The following is a 13,803-nucleotide window of genomic DNA, read 5'->3' on the forward strand; positions in this document are numbered from 1 at the left end:
CCATATCCGAATTGCAATGACAGGAGATGTCCATGAGCGAGCAAGCTATTCGTTTAACGCAATACAGCCACGGAGCCGGTTGCGGTTGTAAAATTTCCCCTAAAGTGCTGGAAACCATCCTGCACAGTGAGCAGGCGAAGTTCGTTGATCCAAACTTACTCGTGGGTAATGAAACCCGCGATGACGCCGCTGTCTACGATTTGGGTAATGGCACCAGCGTTATCAGCACCACCGATTTCTTTATGCCGATTGTCGATAATCCGTTTGATTTTGGCCGCATCGCCGCCACCAACGCCATCAGCGATATTTTTGCTATGGGCGGCAAACCGATTATGGCAATTGCTATTCTGGGCTGGCCGCTTGATAAGCTGGCGCCGGAAATCGCCCGCGAAGTGACCGAAGGCGGACGCTTTGCCTGCCGTCAGGCGGGTATCGCGCTGGCGGGCGGTCACTCTATTGATGCCCCAGAGCCTATCTTCGGCCTTGCGGTTACTGGCGTTGTGCCGACTGAACGCGTGAAGAAAAACAGCACCGCCGAGGCGGGATGCAAACTGTTCCTGACCAAGCCTCTGGGCATTGGCGTCCTGACTACCGCAGAGAAAAAATCGCTGCTGAAGGACGAACATATTGGGCTGGCGACGGAAGTGATGTGTCGGATGAACATTGCCGGTGCGGCATTTGCCGATATCGAGGGCGTGAAAGCCATGACCGACGTTACCGGTTTTGGTTTACTGGGGCATCTGAGCGAGATGTGTCAGGGCGCAGGCGTTCAGGCGCAGATCGTCTACCAGGATATTCCTAAGCTTCCTGGCGTTGAAGAGTACATCGCGCAGGGCGCGGTGCCGGGCGGTACCCAGCGTAACTTTGCCAGCTACGGACACCTGATGGGTGAAATGCCGCAGCCGGTACGCGACCTGCTCTGCGATCCGCAAACGTCCGGTGGCCTGCTGCTGGCGGTAACGCCGGAAGCTGAAGCCGAAGTGAAAGCGGCAGCGGCGCAGTTTGGTATCGATCTCACGGCAATTGGTGAGTTAGTGGAAGCTCGTGGCGGTCGCGCCATGGTTGAGATCCGTTAACTCGATGCGGTTGTTTATTGCCGAAAAACCGAGTCTGGCGCGTGCTATCGCCGATGTGCTGCCAAAGCCGCATCGCAAAGGTGACGGTTTTATTGAATGCGGAAACGGTCAAGTGGTGACCTGGTGTATTGGTCACCTGCTAGAGCAGGCGCAGCCAGACGCCTACGACAGTCGTTATGCGCGCTGGAGTCTGGTCGATCTGCCGATTGTCCCGGAAAAGTGGCAACTGCAGCCGCGTCCTTCGGTGACCAAACAGCTCAACGTCATTAAGCGCTTTTTACATGAAGCCAGCGAAGTTATTCACGCAGGAGACCCCGACCGTGAAGGACAGCTGCTGGTGGATGAAGTGCTGGATTACCTGCAACTGGCTCCCGAAAAGCGCCAGCAGGTGCAACGTTGTCTGATCAACGATCTCAACCCGCAGGCCGTCGAGCGGGCTATTGAGCGTCTGCGCGCCAACAGTGAGTTCATCCCACTGTGCGTATCGGCACTGGCGCGGGCGCGGGCGGACTGGCTGTACGGCATCAATATGACGCGCGCTTACACCATTCTTGGGCGCAACGCGGGCTATCAGGGTGTACTTTCGGTCGGGCGCGTACAGACGCCGGTGCTCGGCCTGGTTGTGCGTCGTGATGAAGAGATTGAAAACTTCGTCGCCAAAGATTTTTTTGAAGTGAAAGCGCATATCGTGACGCCTGCCGATGAGCGGTTTACCGCTATCTGGCAGCCAAGCGAAGCATGTGAACCGTATCAGGATGAAGAAGGGCGCTTACTGAATCGCACGCTGGCTGAACACGTGGTGAACCGTATTAACGGCCAGCCGGCGTTCGTCACCAGCTATAACGATAAACGGGAATCAGAATCCGCGCCGCTGCCGTTTTCGCTGTCGGCATTGCAGATTGAAGCGGCGAAACGCTTTGGCTTGAGCGCGCAGAACGTTCTGGATATCTGCCAGAAGCTGTATGAAACCCACAAACTGATCACCTACCCGCGTTCGGATAGCCGTTACCTGCCGGAAGAACATTTTGCCGGACGTCACGCGGTGTTGAATGCGATTAGCGTCCATGCGCCGGATCTGCTCCCGCAACCGGCGGTCAATCCCGATACGCGCAACCGCTGCTGGGACGATAAAAAGGTGGATGCGCACCACGCCATCATTCCTACCGCGCGCAGTTCGTCCATCAATCTGAATGACAACGAAGCGAAAATTTACAACCTGATTGCCCGTCAGTATTTGATGCAGTTTTGTGCGGATGCGGTATTCCGTAAGTGCGTCATTGAGCTGGATATTGCCAAAGGCAAGTTTGTCGCCAAAGCGCGTTTTCTGGCAGAGGCCGGATGGCGTACGCTGCTTGGCAACAAAGAGCGCGATGAGGATAACGACGGGACGCCGTTGCCGGTGGTAGCCAAAGACGATGAATTGCTGTGCGAAAAAGGCGAAGTGGTTGAACGTCAGACTCAGCCGCCACGTCATTTTACCGACGCGACGCTGCTGTCAGCGATGACCGGGATTGCGCGCTTTGTGCAGGATAAAGATCTGAAAAAGATCCTGCGCGCCACGGATGGATTAGGCACCGAAGCGACGCGTGCCGGGATTATCGAGCTGCTGTTTAAACGCGGATTCCTGGTGAAAAAAGGGCGCTATATCCATTCGACCGATGCCGGAAAAGCACTGTTTCACTCGCTGCCTGAAATGGCGACGCGTCCGGATATGACCGCGCACTGGGAATCTATTCTGACCCAAATCAGTGAAAAGCAGTGTCGTTATCAGGACTTTATGCAGCCGCTGGTGGGAACGCTGTATCAGCTCATCGATCAGGCGCGCAGTACGCCAGTACGACGCTTCCGGGGAATTACCGCGCCGGGTGGCAGTGGTGGCGATAAGAAAAAGAGTGCGCCGCGTAAACGCCCGGCGAAAAAAAGCCCGCCATCCGAAGAGGCAGGCGTGTAAGTCTGTAGGCCTGATAAGCGTAGCGCCATCAGGCTTTGCCGGATGCGGCACTCGCGCCTTATCCGGCCTACGGGTCTACAGAGACAATATTAAATCACACCCTGACCCAGCATCGCGTCGGCAACTTTCACGAAGCCCGCGATGTTGGCGCCACGTACGTAGTTGGTTTGTTTGCTTTCGCCGCCGTATTCAACGCAGGCATGGTGAATATCCAGCATGATGTGGTGCAGGCGCGCGTCCACTTTCTCCGCTTTCCAGCCCAGACGTGCGGCGTTTTGCGCCATTTCCAGACCAGAGGTCGCAACGCCACCGGCGTTGGCGGCTTTACCCGGCGCGAACAGAACGCCTGCTTCGAGGAACAGATCGGTCGCTTCGATGGTCGTCGGCATGTTTGCCCCTTCGGCGACAGCTTTCACACCGTTGGCAATCAGCACGCGCGCCGCATCGACATCAAGTTCGTTCTGGGTGGCGCACGGCAGGGCGATATCGACCGGAACCGACCACGGTTGTTTGCCTTCCAGATAGGTCAGGCCAAACTCACGGGCGTAATCCGCCACGCGACCGTCACGGCTGTCTTTGATCGCGCACAGCCGCGCCAGTTTTTCTTTGGTAAATCCACTTTCGTCGACCACGGTACCGCTGGAGTCGGAAGCGGTCACTACCCGGGCGCCAAACTCCATGGCTTTTTCAATGGCGAACTGCGCCACGTTGCCAGAGCCAGAGACCGCCACGCGCATGCCTTCAAAGCTGAGACCATGACGTTTAAGCATCGCTTCGGTGAAGTACACCAGACCATAGCCGGTCGCTTCCGGGCGAATCAGGCTGCCGCCGAAAGAGAGACCTTTACCGGTAAACACGCAGGCGCTGTTGTTGGACAGCTTTTTCATCATCCCGGCCATAAAGCCGACTTCACGACCGCCCACGCCGATATCGCCCGCCGGAACGTCGGTATCGGGACCTAAATGGCGGAACAGTTCGGTCATCAGTGCCTGGCAGAAACGCATGATTTCACCTTCGCTTTTACCTTTCGGATCGAAGTCGCTCCCGCCTTTACCACCGCCCATCGGCAGGGTGGTGAGGGCGTTTTTGAAGGTCTGCTCGAAACCAAGGAATTTCAGGATCGACAGGTTCACGGAAGGATGGAAACGCATGCCGCCTTTGTATGGGCCAATGGCGGAGCTAAACTGCACGCGCCACGCACGGTTAACCTGCACCTGATTACGATCGTCCAGCCAGACTACGCGGAACTGGATCACGCGCTCCGGCTCAACCAGACGCTCCAGCAGCGACATCTGACGATAGCGCGGGTTTTGCTCAAGGAAAGGCCACAGTGTCGTCATTACCTCACGAACGGCTTGCGCGAACTCGGTTTGGTTTGGGTCGCGCTTTTGTACATGGTTAAGAAACGACTCCAGAGAACATGTCTGATCCATAGATATAAAAACCTCTTATGTATTGATATGGTTATATTTTTGATATTTGTGTTAAGTGTTTTGCAGTTTTTGACTATACCACCAGCAGTGTGACGGGACGCAAGAAAAAATTAACCCCGCTAAGTAAATTAATATTGCGGCGAGGGTCATAACCAAAAACGATGACGGGAGGGGCTAAAGTTTCTGCCGATTTATACCGTTATACTGAGCATAACTGTCAGTCACAAAGGAAAGAATATGCGCCGTTTAATCATGGCAGGAGCGTTGGTACTGGTGTCCAGCGCGACGCTGGCAAATCAGCTTTATCGCCCGGATGTGCAGGTGAATGTGCCGCCGGAAGTGTTCAGTTCCAGCGGTCAGCGAGCGCAGCCCTGTAGTCAGTGCTGTATTTATCAGGATCAAAACTATTCTGAAGGGGCGGTGATTAAAGCGGATGGTGTGCTGCTTCAGTGCCAACGCGATGATAAAACGATCAGCACGAATCCGCTGGTCTGGCGGCGCGTAAAAGAATAAAGGCTTCTAACAGCGGGATATCGGCAGGCGCCAGCGGATAACGTCGCGCCTCTTCGGGCGAGCACCAGACAATATCCTGGTGTTCATACGCATTCACTTCTCCCTGAAAAGACGGTACATGCCAGGCATGTAAATGAATCAGCCGGCCCGAAACCTCACGTTGGTGGCTGGCGATATAGCGCCCAACGACCGCCTCAATGCCCAACTCTTCACGCAATTCACGCACCAGCGCCTCGGGCTGACTTTCGCCCGCCTCAACCTTACCACCAGCAAACTCCCACATGCCTGACTGATCCGCATCCAGCGAACGCTGAGCCAGTAAAATTTTGCCATCACGTTCAATGATAGCGGCGACCACGTCGAGGGTTTTCATCATATTCATCAAGATCTAACAGCAGAAAATGACATACTATATTTATCTTTGAGTTATCTAAAGTATTCAGGAGTCATCGTTGAACGATCCTCACTCGTGGGTAAATCCGTTAACGCGTATCCCCTCCAGTTTGCAACCGCTCGTCGCTACGCAGAAAAAACATTATGGCGATGTGCTGCATCCTACACGCTGGTGGGGGCGGATGCCGTTTCTGTTCTGGCTGGTGGCGCTGTTTGTCGGCTTTCTGGAGCGTAAAAAGGCGCGCTTAACGCCGGTGATGCGTGCACTGCTAATGACCCGCGTTTCTCAGGTGTGCCACTGTGCTTTCTGCGTTGATGCTAACAGTTTACGGCTGGCTGAACGCTGTGGCGTGGTGGATAAAGTCTTGCAGGTCGCCAACTGGCAAGAATCAACGCTGTTTAGCGCAGAAGAGCGCATAGCGCTGGCCTATGCAGATGCGGTGACCGCCACGCCACCGCAGATTGACGATGCGCTGAAAAAGCAAATGAAGCAGCATTTTACCGATGACGTCATTACTGAAATGACCGCGCTGATTGCGTTTCAAAATCTCTCGGCGCGTTTTAATGCCGCCTTCGATATTCCTTCGCAAGGACTGTGCGACAGTTTTAAAGGACGCCCGCATGCTTGACCGTCATCTTCATCCACGGTTAAAACCGCTGTTGCATCGCTGTGTGGGCATTATTGATAAGCCCGCGATTACCCCGGATGGCCTGACGCTGGTTGGTTTTGCTATTGGCGTGCTGGCTCTGCCATTTCTGGCGTTAGGCTGGTATCTGGCGGCGCTGGCGGTCATTGTGCTTAATCGCGTGTTTGACGGACTGGACGGGGCGCTGGCGCGGCGCAGAGGGTTAACCGACGCGGGAGGATTTCTCGATATTTCACTCGATTTTCTGTTTTACGCCCTGGTACCGTTTGGTTTTATTCTTGCCGCGCCTGCGCAAAACGCACTGGCTGGCGGCTGGCTGTTGTTTGCGTTTATTGGCACTGGCAGTAGCTTCCTCGCTTTCGCCGCCCTGGCTGCGAAACACGATATTGATAACCCGGGCTACGCGCATAAATCGTTTTATTATCTGGGGGGGCTAACTGAAGGCACTGAGACTATCCTGCTGTTTGTTTTGGGCTGTTTGTTCCCGGGATATTTTGCGGTGCTGGCGTGGGTCTTTGGCGCGCTGTGCTGGATGACGACGTTCACCCGGATCTGGAGTGGATATCTGACGCTGAAAGAGGCTCAGCGTCAGGCGTAATGTCTTGCCTTGCCGGATAGGCTTATCCGGCAATAATGCCAATCTTACTTGCTGGCGTCCGGGCCACGTTCACCGGTAGCCACCGGGTTTTTCGGATTGCTGCTCCACTCATACCAGCCACCGTCGTAAACAGAGACGTTTTTCCAGCCCATCGCGCGGGCATACATAAACGTTTCTGAAGCGCGCCAGCCGGTGCCGCAGTAGAAAGAAACCTGTTGGTCTGGCGTGATATTCCACTGTTTCCACATGGCGGCGATGTCATCCGCGCTGCGCATGGTGCCGTCCGGGTTATGAAAATCTTCCATATGGGTAGAATCACTCCCCGCGTGGCCCCAGCGCGCGCCGGCGATCTCACCTTTTGGTTTGATGTAGCTATAGCCGCTGGTGGTACCAATAAACTCAGGCCACGAGCGGATGCTGACCAGCGACGCATCCTGGCGATGCAGCAGGCCGCGAGCCTGTTCCATATCCAGCATCAGCTGTGGTTGGGCAGGGATAGCAACGCCAAAATCAGGCTCCGCTTTCACCGTCGGCGGCGTGCCACGTTCCACCGGTAAACCGGAATCTGACCAGGTTTGCCACCCGCCATCGAGCAGACGCACATCTTTCACGCCTGCATACAGCATGATTTGCGCCACGCGCGCGGCGGCGTAGACGTCGCGACCGTAGAGGATCACCGTGGTGTCGTGACGGATGCCGTGTTTCGCCAGCATCGCCTTGAGCTGCGCGTCGGAAACTTTATTCCACAGCGGTTCGCTTTCGACTTCGTTGGTATCAATGTAGCCCGCACCGGGGATATGGCTGAGCAGATACAGCTTCGGCGCTCCCCAGGCGGCTTCAATCACTTTCCAGTCACCCGACGGTTTGGCGGTCACGTCTTTTCCCTGCTGCAGGTCGTGCAGCCACTGCGGGTAAACCAATTGTTCGAAGTGCGGCAGACGTTGCAGGCGGGCAGGATCCGCAAGGGCGTCGCTGAGGGTGGAAATATGGCTAAAACCGACTTTCTGCAGGCGGGATTTAACGGCCTGCATCTCGCTATCGCTACCATACAACGCCACCGGTGCATCGGTTTTCAGCTGATGCGCTTTAACCCAGGCATTGAGTTGTTCATCATTCATCTTGTCGAGCCAGGCGGCAGACAGGTTCAGTGCGGAGGGTTCGTGTCCGGAAGGACCGTTGAGCGATTGCGGCCAGCCGTTGTAAAAAGCGCTCTGACGGGTATCGATCGCCGCGCCTTGCTTTTGCTGTAACTGGTTGAGGGTGAGCGTCTGTGCTGTTTCAGCAGCCCAGGAAGAAGCGCAAGCGAGCCCTAAAGCCAGTGCCAGCGCGGTCATTTGAGAAACACGTTTCATCGAATAGCCCGACGTTGAAAAAAAGAAGACGACATTCTGTGCCGCCGGTTAAGGAAAAACCTTGCGTTAACGCAGCATATCGCCACATTCACGCCCAGTTTCCCATCTGTAATACACGGCCTGCTGGCGGGACATCCTGCGCATCATGCGTAACTTGTACCACCGGAATATTCAGCTTGCGCACCTCGGTAAAGACCCATTGGCGAAAGGTATCGCGTAGCGACGCATCCAGTCTGCTAAAAGGTTCATCGAGCAGCAGCGCCTGAGGCTGAGCCAGCAGGGCGCGCAGCAGGGCGACACGCGATCGTTGACCGCCGGAGAGTGAGGCCGGATCGCGATGATAAAACCCTGCCAGGTCCGCACGCGTAAGGGCGTTTTCAACAGTATGGCGTCTGGCGGATCCTTGCAGGCTGGCGGGTAAGGCCAGCAGTAAATTCTGCCCAACGCTGAAATGGTCAAACAGCAACGCATCCTGGAACAGAATGCCAATCTGGCGCTGTGCGGTAGGCAGGGTGTCTATGCGCCGTTCGTTGAGCCACAGTTCGCCTGAAGCCTGAAACTGAGAAGACAATGCGCCGACCATCCACGAAAACAGCGAAGACTTACCGCTACCGGAAGGCCCCATAATAGTGACAATGTCACTTTTATTCACCTGGAAATTAACGTCTTTCAGTAGCGTTGTCGCGCCCTGGTACACTGAAAGGCTTTGAACGATGAGCATTAACGGAGTCCTTGTCGAAAGCGGCCGAGCCACGCGGCGAAAAACGCCGTCAGTGCGAAAACGAATAGCGGTAACAGAAGCTGCCATAGCGCCTGTGTCGCTAAAATAGCCGTGCTGCCGCCGCTGCTTAATGCCACCGCTTCGGTGGTCAGGGTGGGATAGCGTCCGGCTCCTAGCCATAGCGTTGGCATATATTGGGCAATACTGACCGAGAAGCCAACCGCGAAGGCGATCAGTGCCGGGCGTAACAGCAGCGGGCATTTTACCCGCCAAAATATGCGACCTCGCGCCCAGCCCAGCGTTTGTGCAATCAGAATCAATCGTGGATCAATGCGTTGCCACGCCGGTTTGAGTACAAACAGCATCCATGGCATCACCCACAGCAGGTGGCCCCAGATGATGGTCGTCATCAGCCCATCTTGTCCGGTGTATAACGCCACCAGATACTGTCCGGTGACCAGCGGCAGCGCGGGCAGGATAATGGGCAGCCAGACCCAACGGTGTCCGGTTTGCGGTCCCCATTCCAGCCACGCAAAAAGTATCAGTAACCCCAGCACGCTGGAGATGAGTCCCAGTTGCAGACTATTGCTGAGCGCCTCGCTGTTGAGCGATGAAGAGTTGGCGCAAAGCGCCAGTACCAGGACGCATACCACTCCGCTGATGGGCAAAAGTTGTACCAGCGGGCGTGCGATTGTCGCGGACGAAAAATGCAGGCGTATTCCACTTACTGCCGGAATTGTGCGCCGCCAGCCACGCCAGAACAGATAACCCACCAGCGCGAAGATAAAGAGCAACAACACCAGCAATAAGCTGGCGAGTGCGCCTTTGGCCTGCTGTTCGGCATCACCCTGGCTGAGCCATTGCCAGCTCAGCACGGCAAGCGTGGGCGGATTTCCGGGGCCAAGAACGATGGACACATCCACAACGGAGAGCGACCAGGCCACGACGGCCAGCATGGCTTTGCCTAATGCAGGGGCGATGGAGGGCAGTACCAGCCAGTTCAGACATTGCAAACGGCTGTAACCGAGCGAATCCAGGACGATAACCTGCTGTGAAAGTTGTTTTTCACTCAACAGGGCTGAGAGGATCCACAACAAAAAGGCGCTCTCTTTCACCGCCAGCGTTATGCCAAGCCCAACCCCATAGCGGTCCGGTTGCGCGTTGAGAAAGGGCAGCCACTGCCAAAGCATACCGCCTTCGGCAAAAATCAACAGCATGCTGGTCGCGAATGCGACGTGCGGGATCGCCAGCAGCAACGGCAGGCGCGAGCACAGTCGCGCCCAGCCAGCGCCAGGCCACAAAAAGAGGATCGCCAACAGCGCAATGGTCAGGGCACCCAGAGCCGCGAGGCTTACGGAAACCAGCGTTGCCAGCAACGCCTGCGAGAGTTGAGGATCGTCAAAGAGCGCCAGCCAGTGCGTGATGCGAAGCGCTGGGGCTAGCAGAGAGAACGTTGCTGGCACCAGCGGCAGATAGACTGCCGTCATGATGCCCCACAGCAACAGAATTAATGCGTACCGTAGCGGCGTAGCCATTCTTGTTCCAGAGCGTTTACCCAGGCAGCATGTGGTTCTGGCAGTACGGCAGGGAGTCCTTGCGGGATATACGCCAGCAGCGCGTCACGCTGTTCGTCAGGCAGTTTTTGCGGATCAAGCACCGAAGGATCTCCCCAGATAGCAGGGTCGGCTTTACGTAGTTGCGCTGCGGGAGAAAGCAGAAAGTTTGCCACGACTTTTGCTCCGGCGCTGGCGCGGGCATTCGCCGGAATAGTGACAAAATGCACGTTGCCGATCATGCCCTGTGAGAAACCAAAACTATAGCTGGTTTTGGGCAATTCGCCGCTGGCCACTTTTTGCTGCGCGTGGGCTGGGTTAAAGGTCAATGATAAACGCAGCGTACCGGTATTGAGCAACGCATCCATCCGCGCAGGCGTGGGTGGAAAATCTTTGCCGTCACGCCATAGTACAGGGTGGAGTGCGTTAAGATAATGCCATAACGGAGCGGTAACGTTGGCGAATGTGGCGGCATCGGGCGCAACTTTCAATGCTTGCGGTTCCGTGGTAAGCATAATCAGCAACTGCTCGAGAAAAGCCGTGCCGGTAAAGTCTGGCGGGCGCGGGTAGGTGACTGTGCCAGGGTGCGCCTGCGCAAATTCAAGCAATGCCTGCGGGGATTGCGGCGGCTGGGCAGTGAGATCGCGTCTGGCAATGAAGGTTAGCTGTGCGCCGCCCCATGGTGATTCTGCCCCCTCCGTTGGGATGGCAAAGTCTTCACTGACCGGTTTCCGGGTATCAACATAGCGCCAGTTAGGCAATGCCTGCGCCCACTGGGTTTGCAGCAGGCCAGCTTCTTTTAAAGTGCGGAAGTTTTCACCGTTTACCCACAATAAGTCGACAGAACCGCCGGTTTTTCGCCCGGATGCCGCCTCGGTCTGGATGCGTTTCACCGCGTCGGCGGCATCCGCCAGGCGTACAATTTTCAGGTTAATGGCATAGTGCGTTTTCATCTCACCGCTAACCCAGTCGAGATACTGGTTAATGGCGTTATCGCCACCCCAGGCGTTGAACCATACCGTCTGACCGCGGGCATCATTTTTGATTTGCTGCCAGCTGGCGTCCTGGGAAAAAGCCGCCAGCGGGCAGAGCAGCAAACTCAGGCACAATAAGCAGTAACGCATAATATCTCCATTGCTAAAAATGGCGTATGTCTCAGGTTTTTTTCCGTTGACGCTCAAGGTAAAGGCTTCTTGCTACTGAAATCACCACGCTCAGGGCAAACAGGATGAACAGGCCGGTAACAAACCAAAACGTACCGCCGGTTAACAGGCTACCTGCCCATGAATAGACAATCGTGGCGGGTAACTGACCGATGCCAGTGGCGATGATAAAGTGGCGAAAACGAATCGAGGTCAGGCCCGCGGCATAGCTTACCGGGTCGAAGGGCACAAAAGGTAACAGGCGACAGATGAGAATAGTGTGCTTGCCATAGCGTTCGAAAAAAGCGTCCATGTTGTTCAGCACCGTTTTCCCGGTCAGCTTTTCCACCGCACTGCGACCCAAAACGCGGGCAATAAAAAAGCACAGCGCCGCGCCGACCATCGCGCTGCTCCAGGACAGTACACCGCCCCAAAACGCGCCAAACAGCGAGGCATTGGCAAACGTAATCACAAAGGCGGGTAGCGGCGCGACGATGGCCTGTAAGATCATCAGGAAGAACGATACAACCGCCGCCAGGGTCCCGTACGAACGAATGAAGTTCTCGAGAGCATGTTGATCCAGCGTAGTAAACGCCGCCAGGCTGCCGCGGAGAAAATCGCTGACGCCAGGTATCCACGCCCATGCCATCAGCGCGAGCAGCAGCACAGCGAGTAATCCTGTCCGGTAATAGCGGATTAATCGCGGTTTATTCAGCTTTGTCATTTATCTGCGCACCCGTGACTGGACGACGGATCGATATGTCTATATCTGGCCCAGGCTTTTGCCACCTGAACAAGAATGAATAACGCCAGGCCCGCAACGCTGAGTTTGCCGATGAATGCCAGAGTAATGCCTTCGCTGGCCAGTTCGTGCGACATCAGCGTATAGATAAAGATGCCGGGCAAGGTGGTTACCGCAGATATCACCGTAAATGACCAGAACGGAATAGCCGTCAGCCCATAGGCGTAATTTTGAATATTATAGGGGAACAGCGGCACGAGCCGGGTGAGGATCAGAAAGTCCAATCCGCTATGGGCAATGCCTTTTTCGATGGCCTGAAATGTCGCCGTGTGCCCAACGTATTTCAGCAGTAGATCCCGACCAAGCCAGCGGGCCAGCAAAAACGACAGCGCCGAGGCGACTGTTGCCGCCACTAACGAGATTAACGTCCCTGTCACAGGGCCAAACAGCACACCGCCGACGATCACCAGAATGCTGCCGGGGATCAGACACAGCGTAGCGATGATAAACAGCAAGATATAAAGCGTATAGCCGAACATGCCGCTTTGGCGGATGACGTCTTGTAAATGCTGGAAATTGGTTATCAGGTCGGTCAGGCCGAAATAATGGAAAACTCCCGCCAGAATGCAGAACAGGACCGCGACGATCAGCAGTCGGTATTCTGCGTTATGCGAACTTCTTTTTCATGGGGGTTCTCCTGTAAAACCGAGTGTAATGCAGCGTTTCGTCAGCGAAAAGTGCGCGCGAAGATATAATAAATTCCCGGGCACAACAATGTATTACCGTCGCTTTATTGATTTTGCACAGCATCAACAGACTCTCCAGGCGAGGCCCGGAGAGTGAAAAATCGCAGGAGGTCAGACGCGGAATTTAGCCCATACCGGCGCATGATCGGACGGTTTCTCCATGCTGCGGATCTCATAGTCGATACCGGTTTCTTCGCAGCGCTCCGCCAGTGGATTGCTCGCTAACAGCAGATCGATACGCAGGCCACGGTTATCGTCAAAGCCTTTTGAACGGTAATCAAACCACGAGAACTGGTCATTTTTTTCAGGATAAGCATGACGATAGGTGTCCACCAGGCCCCAGCCCAGCAGGCGCTCCATCCACTCACGCTCTTCCGGCAGGAAGGAACATTTACCGGTACGCAGCCAGCGTTTACGGTTTTCTTCGCCAATGCCGATATCGAGATCGGTTGGGCTGATGTTCATATCGCCCATGATCAATACCGGATTGTCGCGTTTCAGTTCAGTCTCCAGATAGTTTTGTAGATTCTGGTAAAACGCGGCCTTGGCCGGAAATTTGGTTTCGTGGTCACGGCTTTCGCCCTGTGGGAAATAACCGTTGATCACGGTAATGCTGCCCAGAGGAGACGGAATTTCCGCCATGATGATACGACGCTGCGCTTCTTCGCCATCGCCCGGGAAGCCACGACGCACCGCGATTGGCGTTTCTTTCGTTAACAGCGCCACGCCGTAATGACCTTTCTGACCATGATAAAAGACGTTGTAACCGAGCTTTGCTACCTCTTCGAGAGGGAACATGTCGTCGTGGACTTTTGTCTCCTGTAAGCCAATCACATCCGGTTGGTGTTTTTCGACAATGGCTGCCAGTTGATGGGGACGGGCACGCAGGCCGTTGATATTAAAAGAGACAAATTTCATAGTTGCTGCCGCTTTGCA

General features: G+C 55.3%; 14 protein-coding genes. 5 read left to right on the forward strand and 9 right to left on the reverse strand.

Translation table 11 applies throughout. The annotated features are described in order from the left end of the window. Positions 1-32: 32 nt before the first annotated feature. Both selD and ACVXHP_RS02945 read left to right on the forward strand, forming a co-directional pair. Positions 33-1,076 (forward strand): selenide, water dikinase SelD, encoded by a 1,044-nt coding sequence (gene selD, locus ACVXHP_RS02940; RefSeq protein WP_061381471.1) that lies wholly within the window; start codon positions 33-35, stop codon positions 1,074-1,076. Positions 1,077-1,080: 4 nt separating this feature from the next. Next, a complete protein-coding gene (locus tag ACVXHP_RS02945) occupies positions 1,081-3,027 on the forward strand; it encodes a DNA topoisomerase III (protein ID WP_447571140.1) in 1,947 nt (648 codons plus the stop codon). A gap of 89 nt (positions 3,028-3,116) precedes the next feature. Here the strand turns inward: ACVXHP_RS02945 and gdhA are convergent, their stop codons facing one another. After that, positions 3,117-4,460: an NADP-specific glutamate dehydrogenase gene (gene gdhA / locus ACVXHP_RS02950; RefSeq protein WP_006684865.1), complete on the reverse strand. Its 1,344-nt coding sequence runs from the start codon at positions 4,458-4,460 to the stop codon at positions 3,117-3,119. 252 nt (positions 4,461-4,712) lie between these two features. Here gdhA and ACVXHP_RS02955 point away from each other — a divergent pair, with 252 nt between their 5' ends. Then, the gene (locus ACVXHP_RS02955) at positions 4,713-4,973 is read left to right on the forward strand and encodes a YnjH family protein (protein WP_170973239.1); all 261 of its coding nucleotides are present in this window, start codon (positions 4,713-4,715) and stop codon (positions 4,971-4,973) included. On the opposite strand, the gene ACVXHP_RS02960 is transcribed toward ACVXHP_RS02955, so the two are convergent. After that, the gene (locus ACVXHP_RS02960; RefSeq protein ID WP_200006857.1) at positions 4,933-5,346 is read right to left on the reverse strand and encodes a pyrimidine (deoxy)nucleoside triphosphate diphosphatase; all 414 of its coding nucleotides are present in this window, start codon (positions 5,344-5,346) and stop codon (positions 4,933-4,935) included. The two genes, ACVXHP_RS02955 and ACVXHP_RS02960, sit on opposite strands and share 41 nt — an antisense overlap. Before the next feature lie 79 nt (positions 5,347-5,425). Between ACVXHP_RS02960 and ACVXHP_RS02965 the strand changes: the two genes are divergently transcribed. Continuing rightward, entirely contained in the window at positions 5,426-5,995 is a 570-nt protein-coding gene (locus ACVXHP_RS02965; protein ID WP_447570816.1) for a carboxymuconolactone decarboxylase family protein, read from the forward strand. Further along, a complete protein-coding gene (locus ACVXHP_RS02970) occupies positions 5,988-6,611 on the forward strand; it encodes a CDP-alcohol phosphatidyltransferase family protein (RefSeq protein WP_200006659.1) in 624 nt (207 codons plus the stop codon). The genes ACVXHP_RS02965 and ACVXHP_RS02970 overlap by 8 nt, the downstream gene beginning before the upstream one ends. A 44-nt stretch (positions 6,612-6,655) precedes the next feature. Here ACVXHP_RS02970 and ACVXHP_RS02975 read toward each other — a convergent pair whose 3' ends face one another. From ACVXHP_RS02975 to xthA, 7 genes are all read right to left on the reverse strand, one after another. Further along, complete coding sequence (locus tag ACVXHP_RS02975) at positions 6,656-7,963, reverse strand: sulfurtransferase (RefSeq protein WP_304698118.1); 1,308 nt, start codon at positions 7,961-7,963, stop codon at positions 6,656-6,658. Between the two features lie 88 nt (positions 7,964-8,051). Then, positions 8,052-8,684: an ATP-binding cassette domain-containing protein gene (locus ACVXHP_RS02980; protein WP_304698120.1), complete on the reverse strand. Its 633-nt coding sequence runs from the start codon at positions 8,682-8,684 to the stop codon at positions 8,052-8,054. Beyond that, positions 8,684-10,219, reverse strand: a complete 1,536-nt coding sequence (locus tag ACVXHP_RS02985) for a thiamine ABC transporter permease (protein ID WP_447570817.1) — start codon at positions 10,217-10,219, stop codon at positions 8,684-8,686. The genes ACVXHP_RS02980 and ACVXHP_RS02985 overlap by 1 nt, the downstream gene beginning before the upstream one ends. Then, a complete protein-coding gene (locus ACVXHP_RS02990) occupies positions 10,192-11,361 on the reverse strand; it encodes an ABC transporter substrate-binding protein (protein WP_447570818.1) in 1,170 nt (389 codons plus the stop codon). Before ACVXHP_RS02990 ends, ACVXHP_RS02985 begins: the two co-directional genes overlap by 28 nt. 31 nt (positions 11,362-11,392) lie before the next feature. Then, positions 11,393-12,103: a TVP38/TMEM64 family protein gene (locus ACVXHP_RS02995; RefSeq protein ID WP_447570819.1), complete on the reverse strand. Its 711-nt coding sequence runs from the start codon at positions 12,101-12,103 to the stop codon at positions 11,393-11,395. Further along, a complete protein-coding gene (locus ACVXHP_RS03000; RefSeq protein WP_447571141.1) occupies positions 12,100-12,756 on the reverse strand; it encodes a TVP38/TMEM64 family protein in 657 nt (218 codons plus the stop codon). The genes ACVXHP_RS02995 and ACVXHP_RS03000 overlap by 4 nt, the downstream gene beginning before the upstream one ends. Positions 12,757-12,978: 222 nt before the next feature. Next, positions 12,979-13,785: an exodeoxyribonuclease III gene (gene xthA / locus ACVXHP_RS03005; RefSeq protein ID WP_043016615.1), complete on the reverse strand. Its 807-nt coding sequence runs from the start codon at positions 13,783-13,785 to the stop codon at positions 12,979-12,981. Positions 13,786-13,803 lie beyond the last annotated feature (18 nt).

Source organism: Citrobacter freundii complex sp. 2025EL-00176 (genome assembly GCF_053309355.1).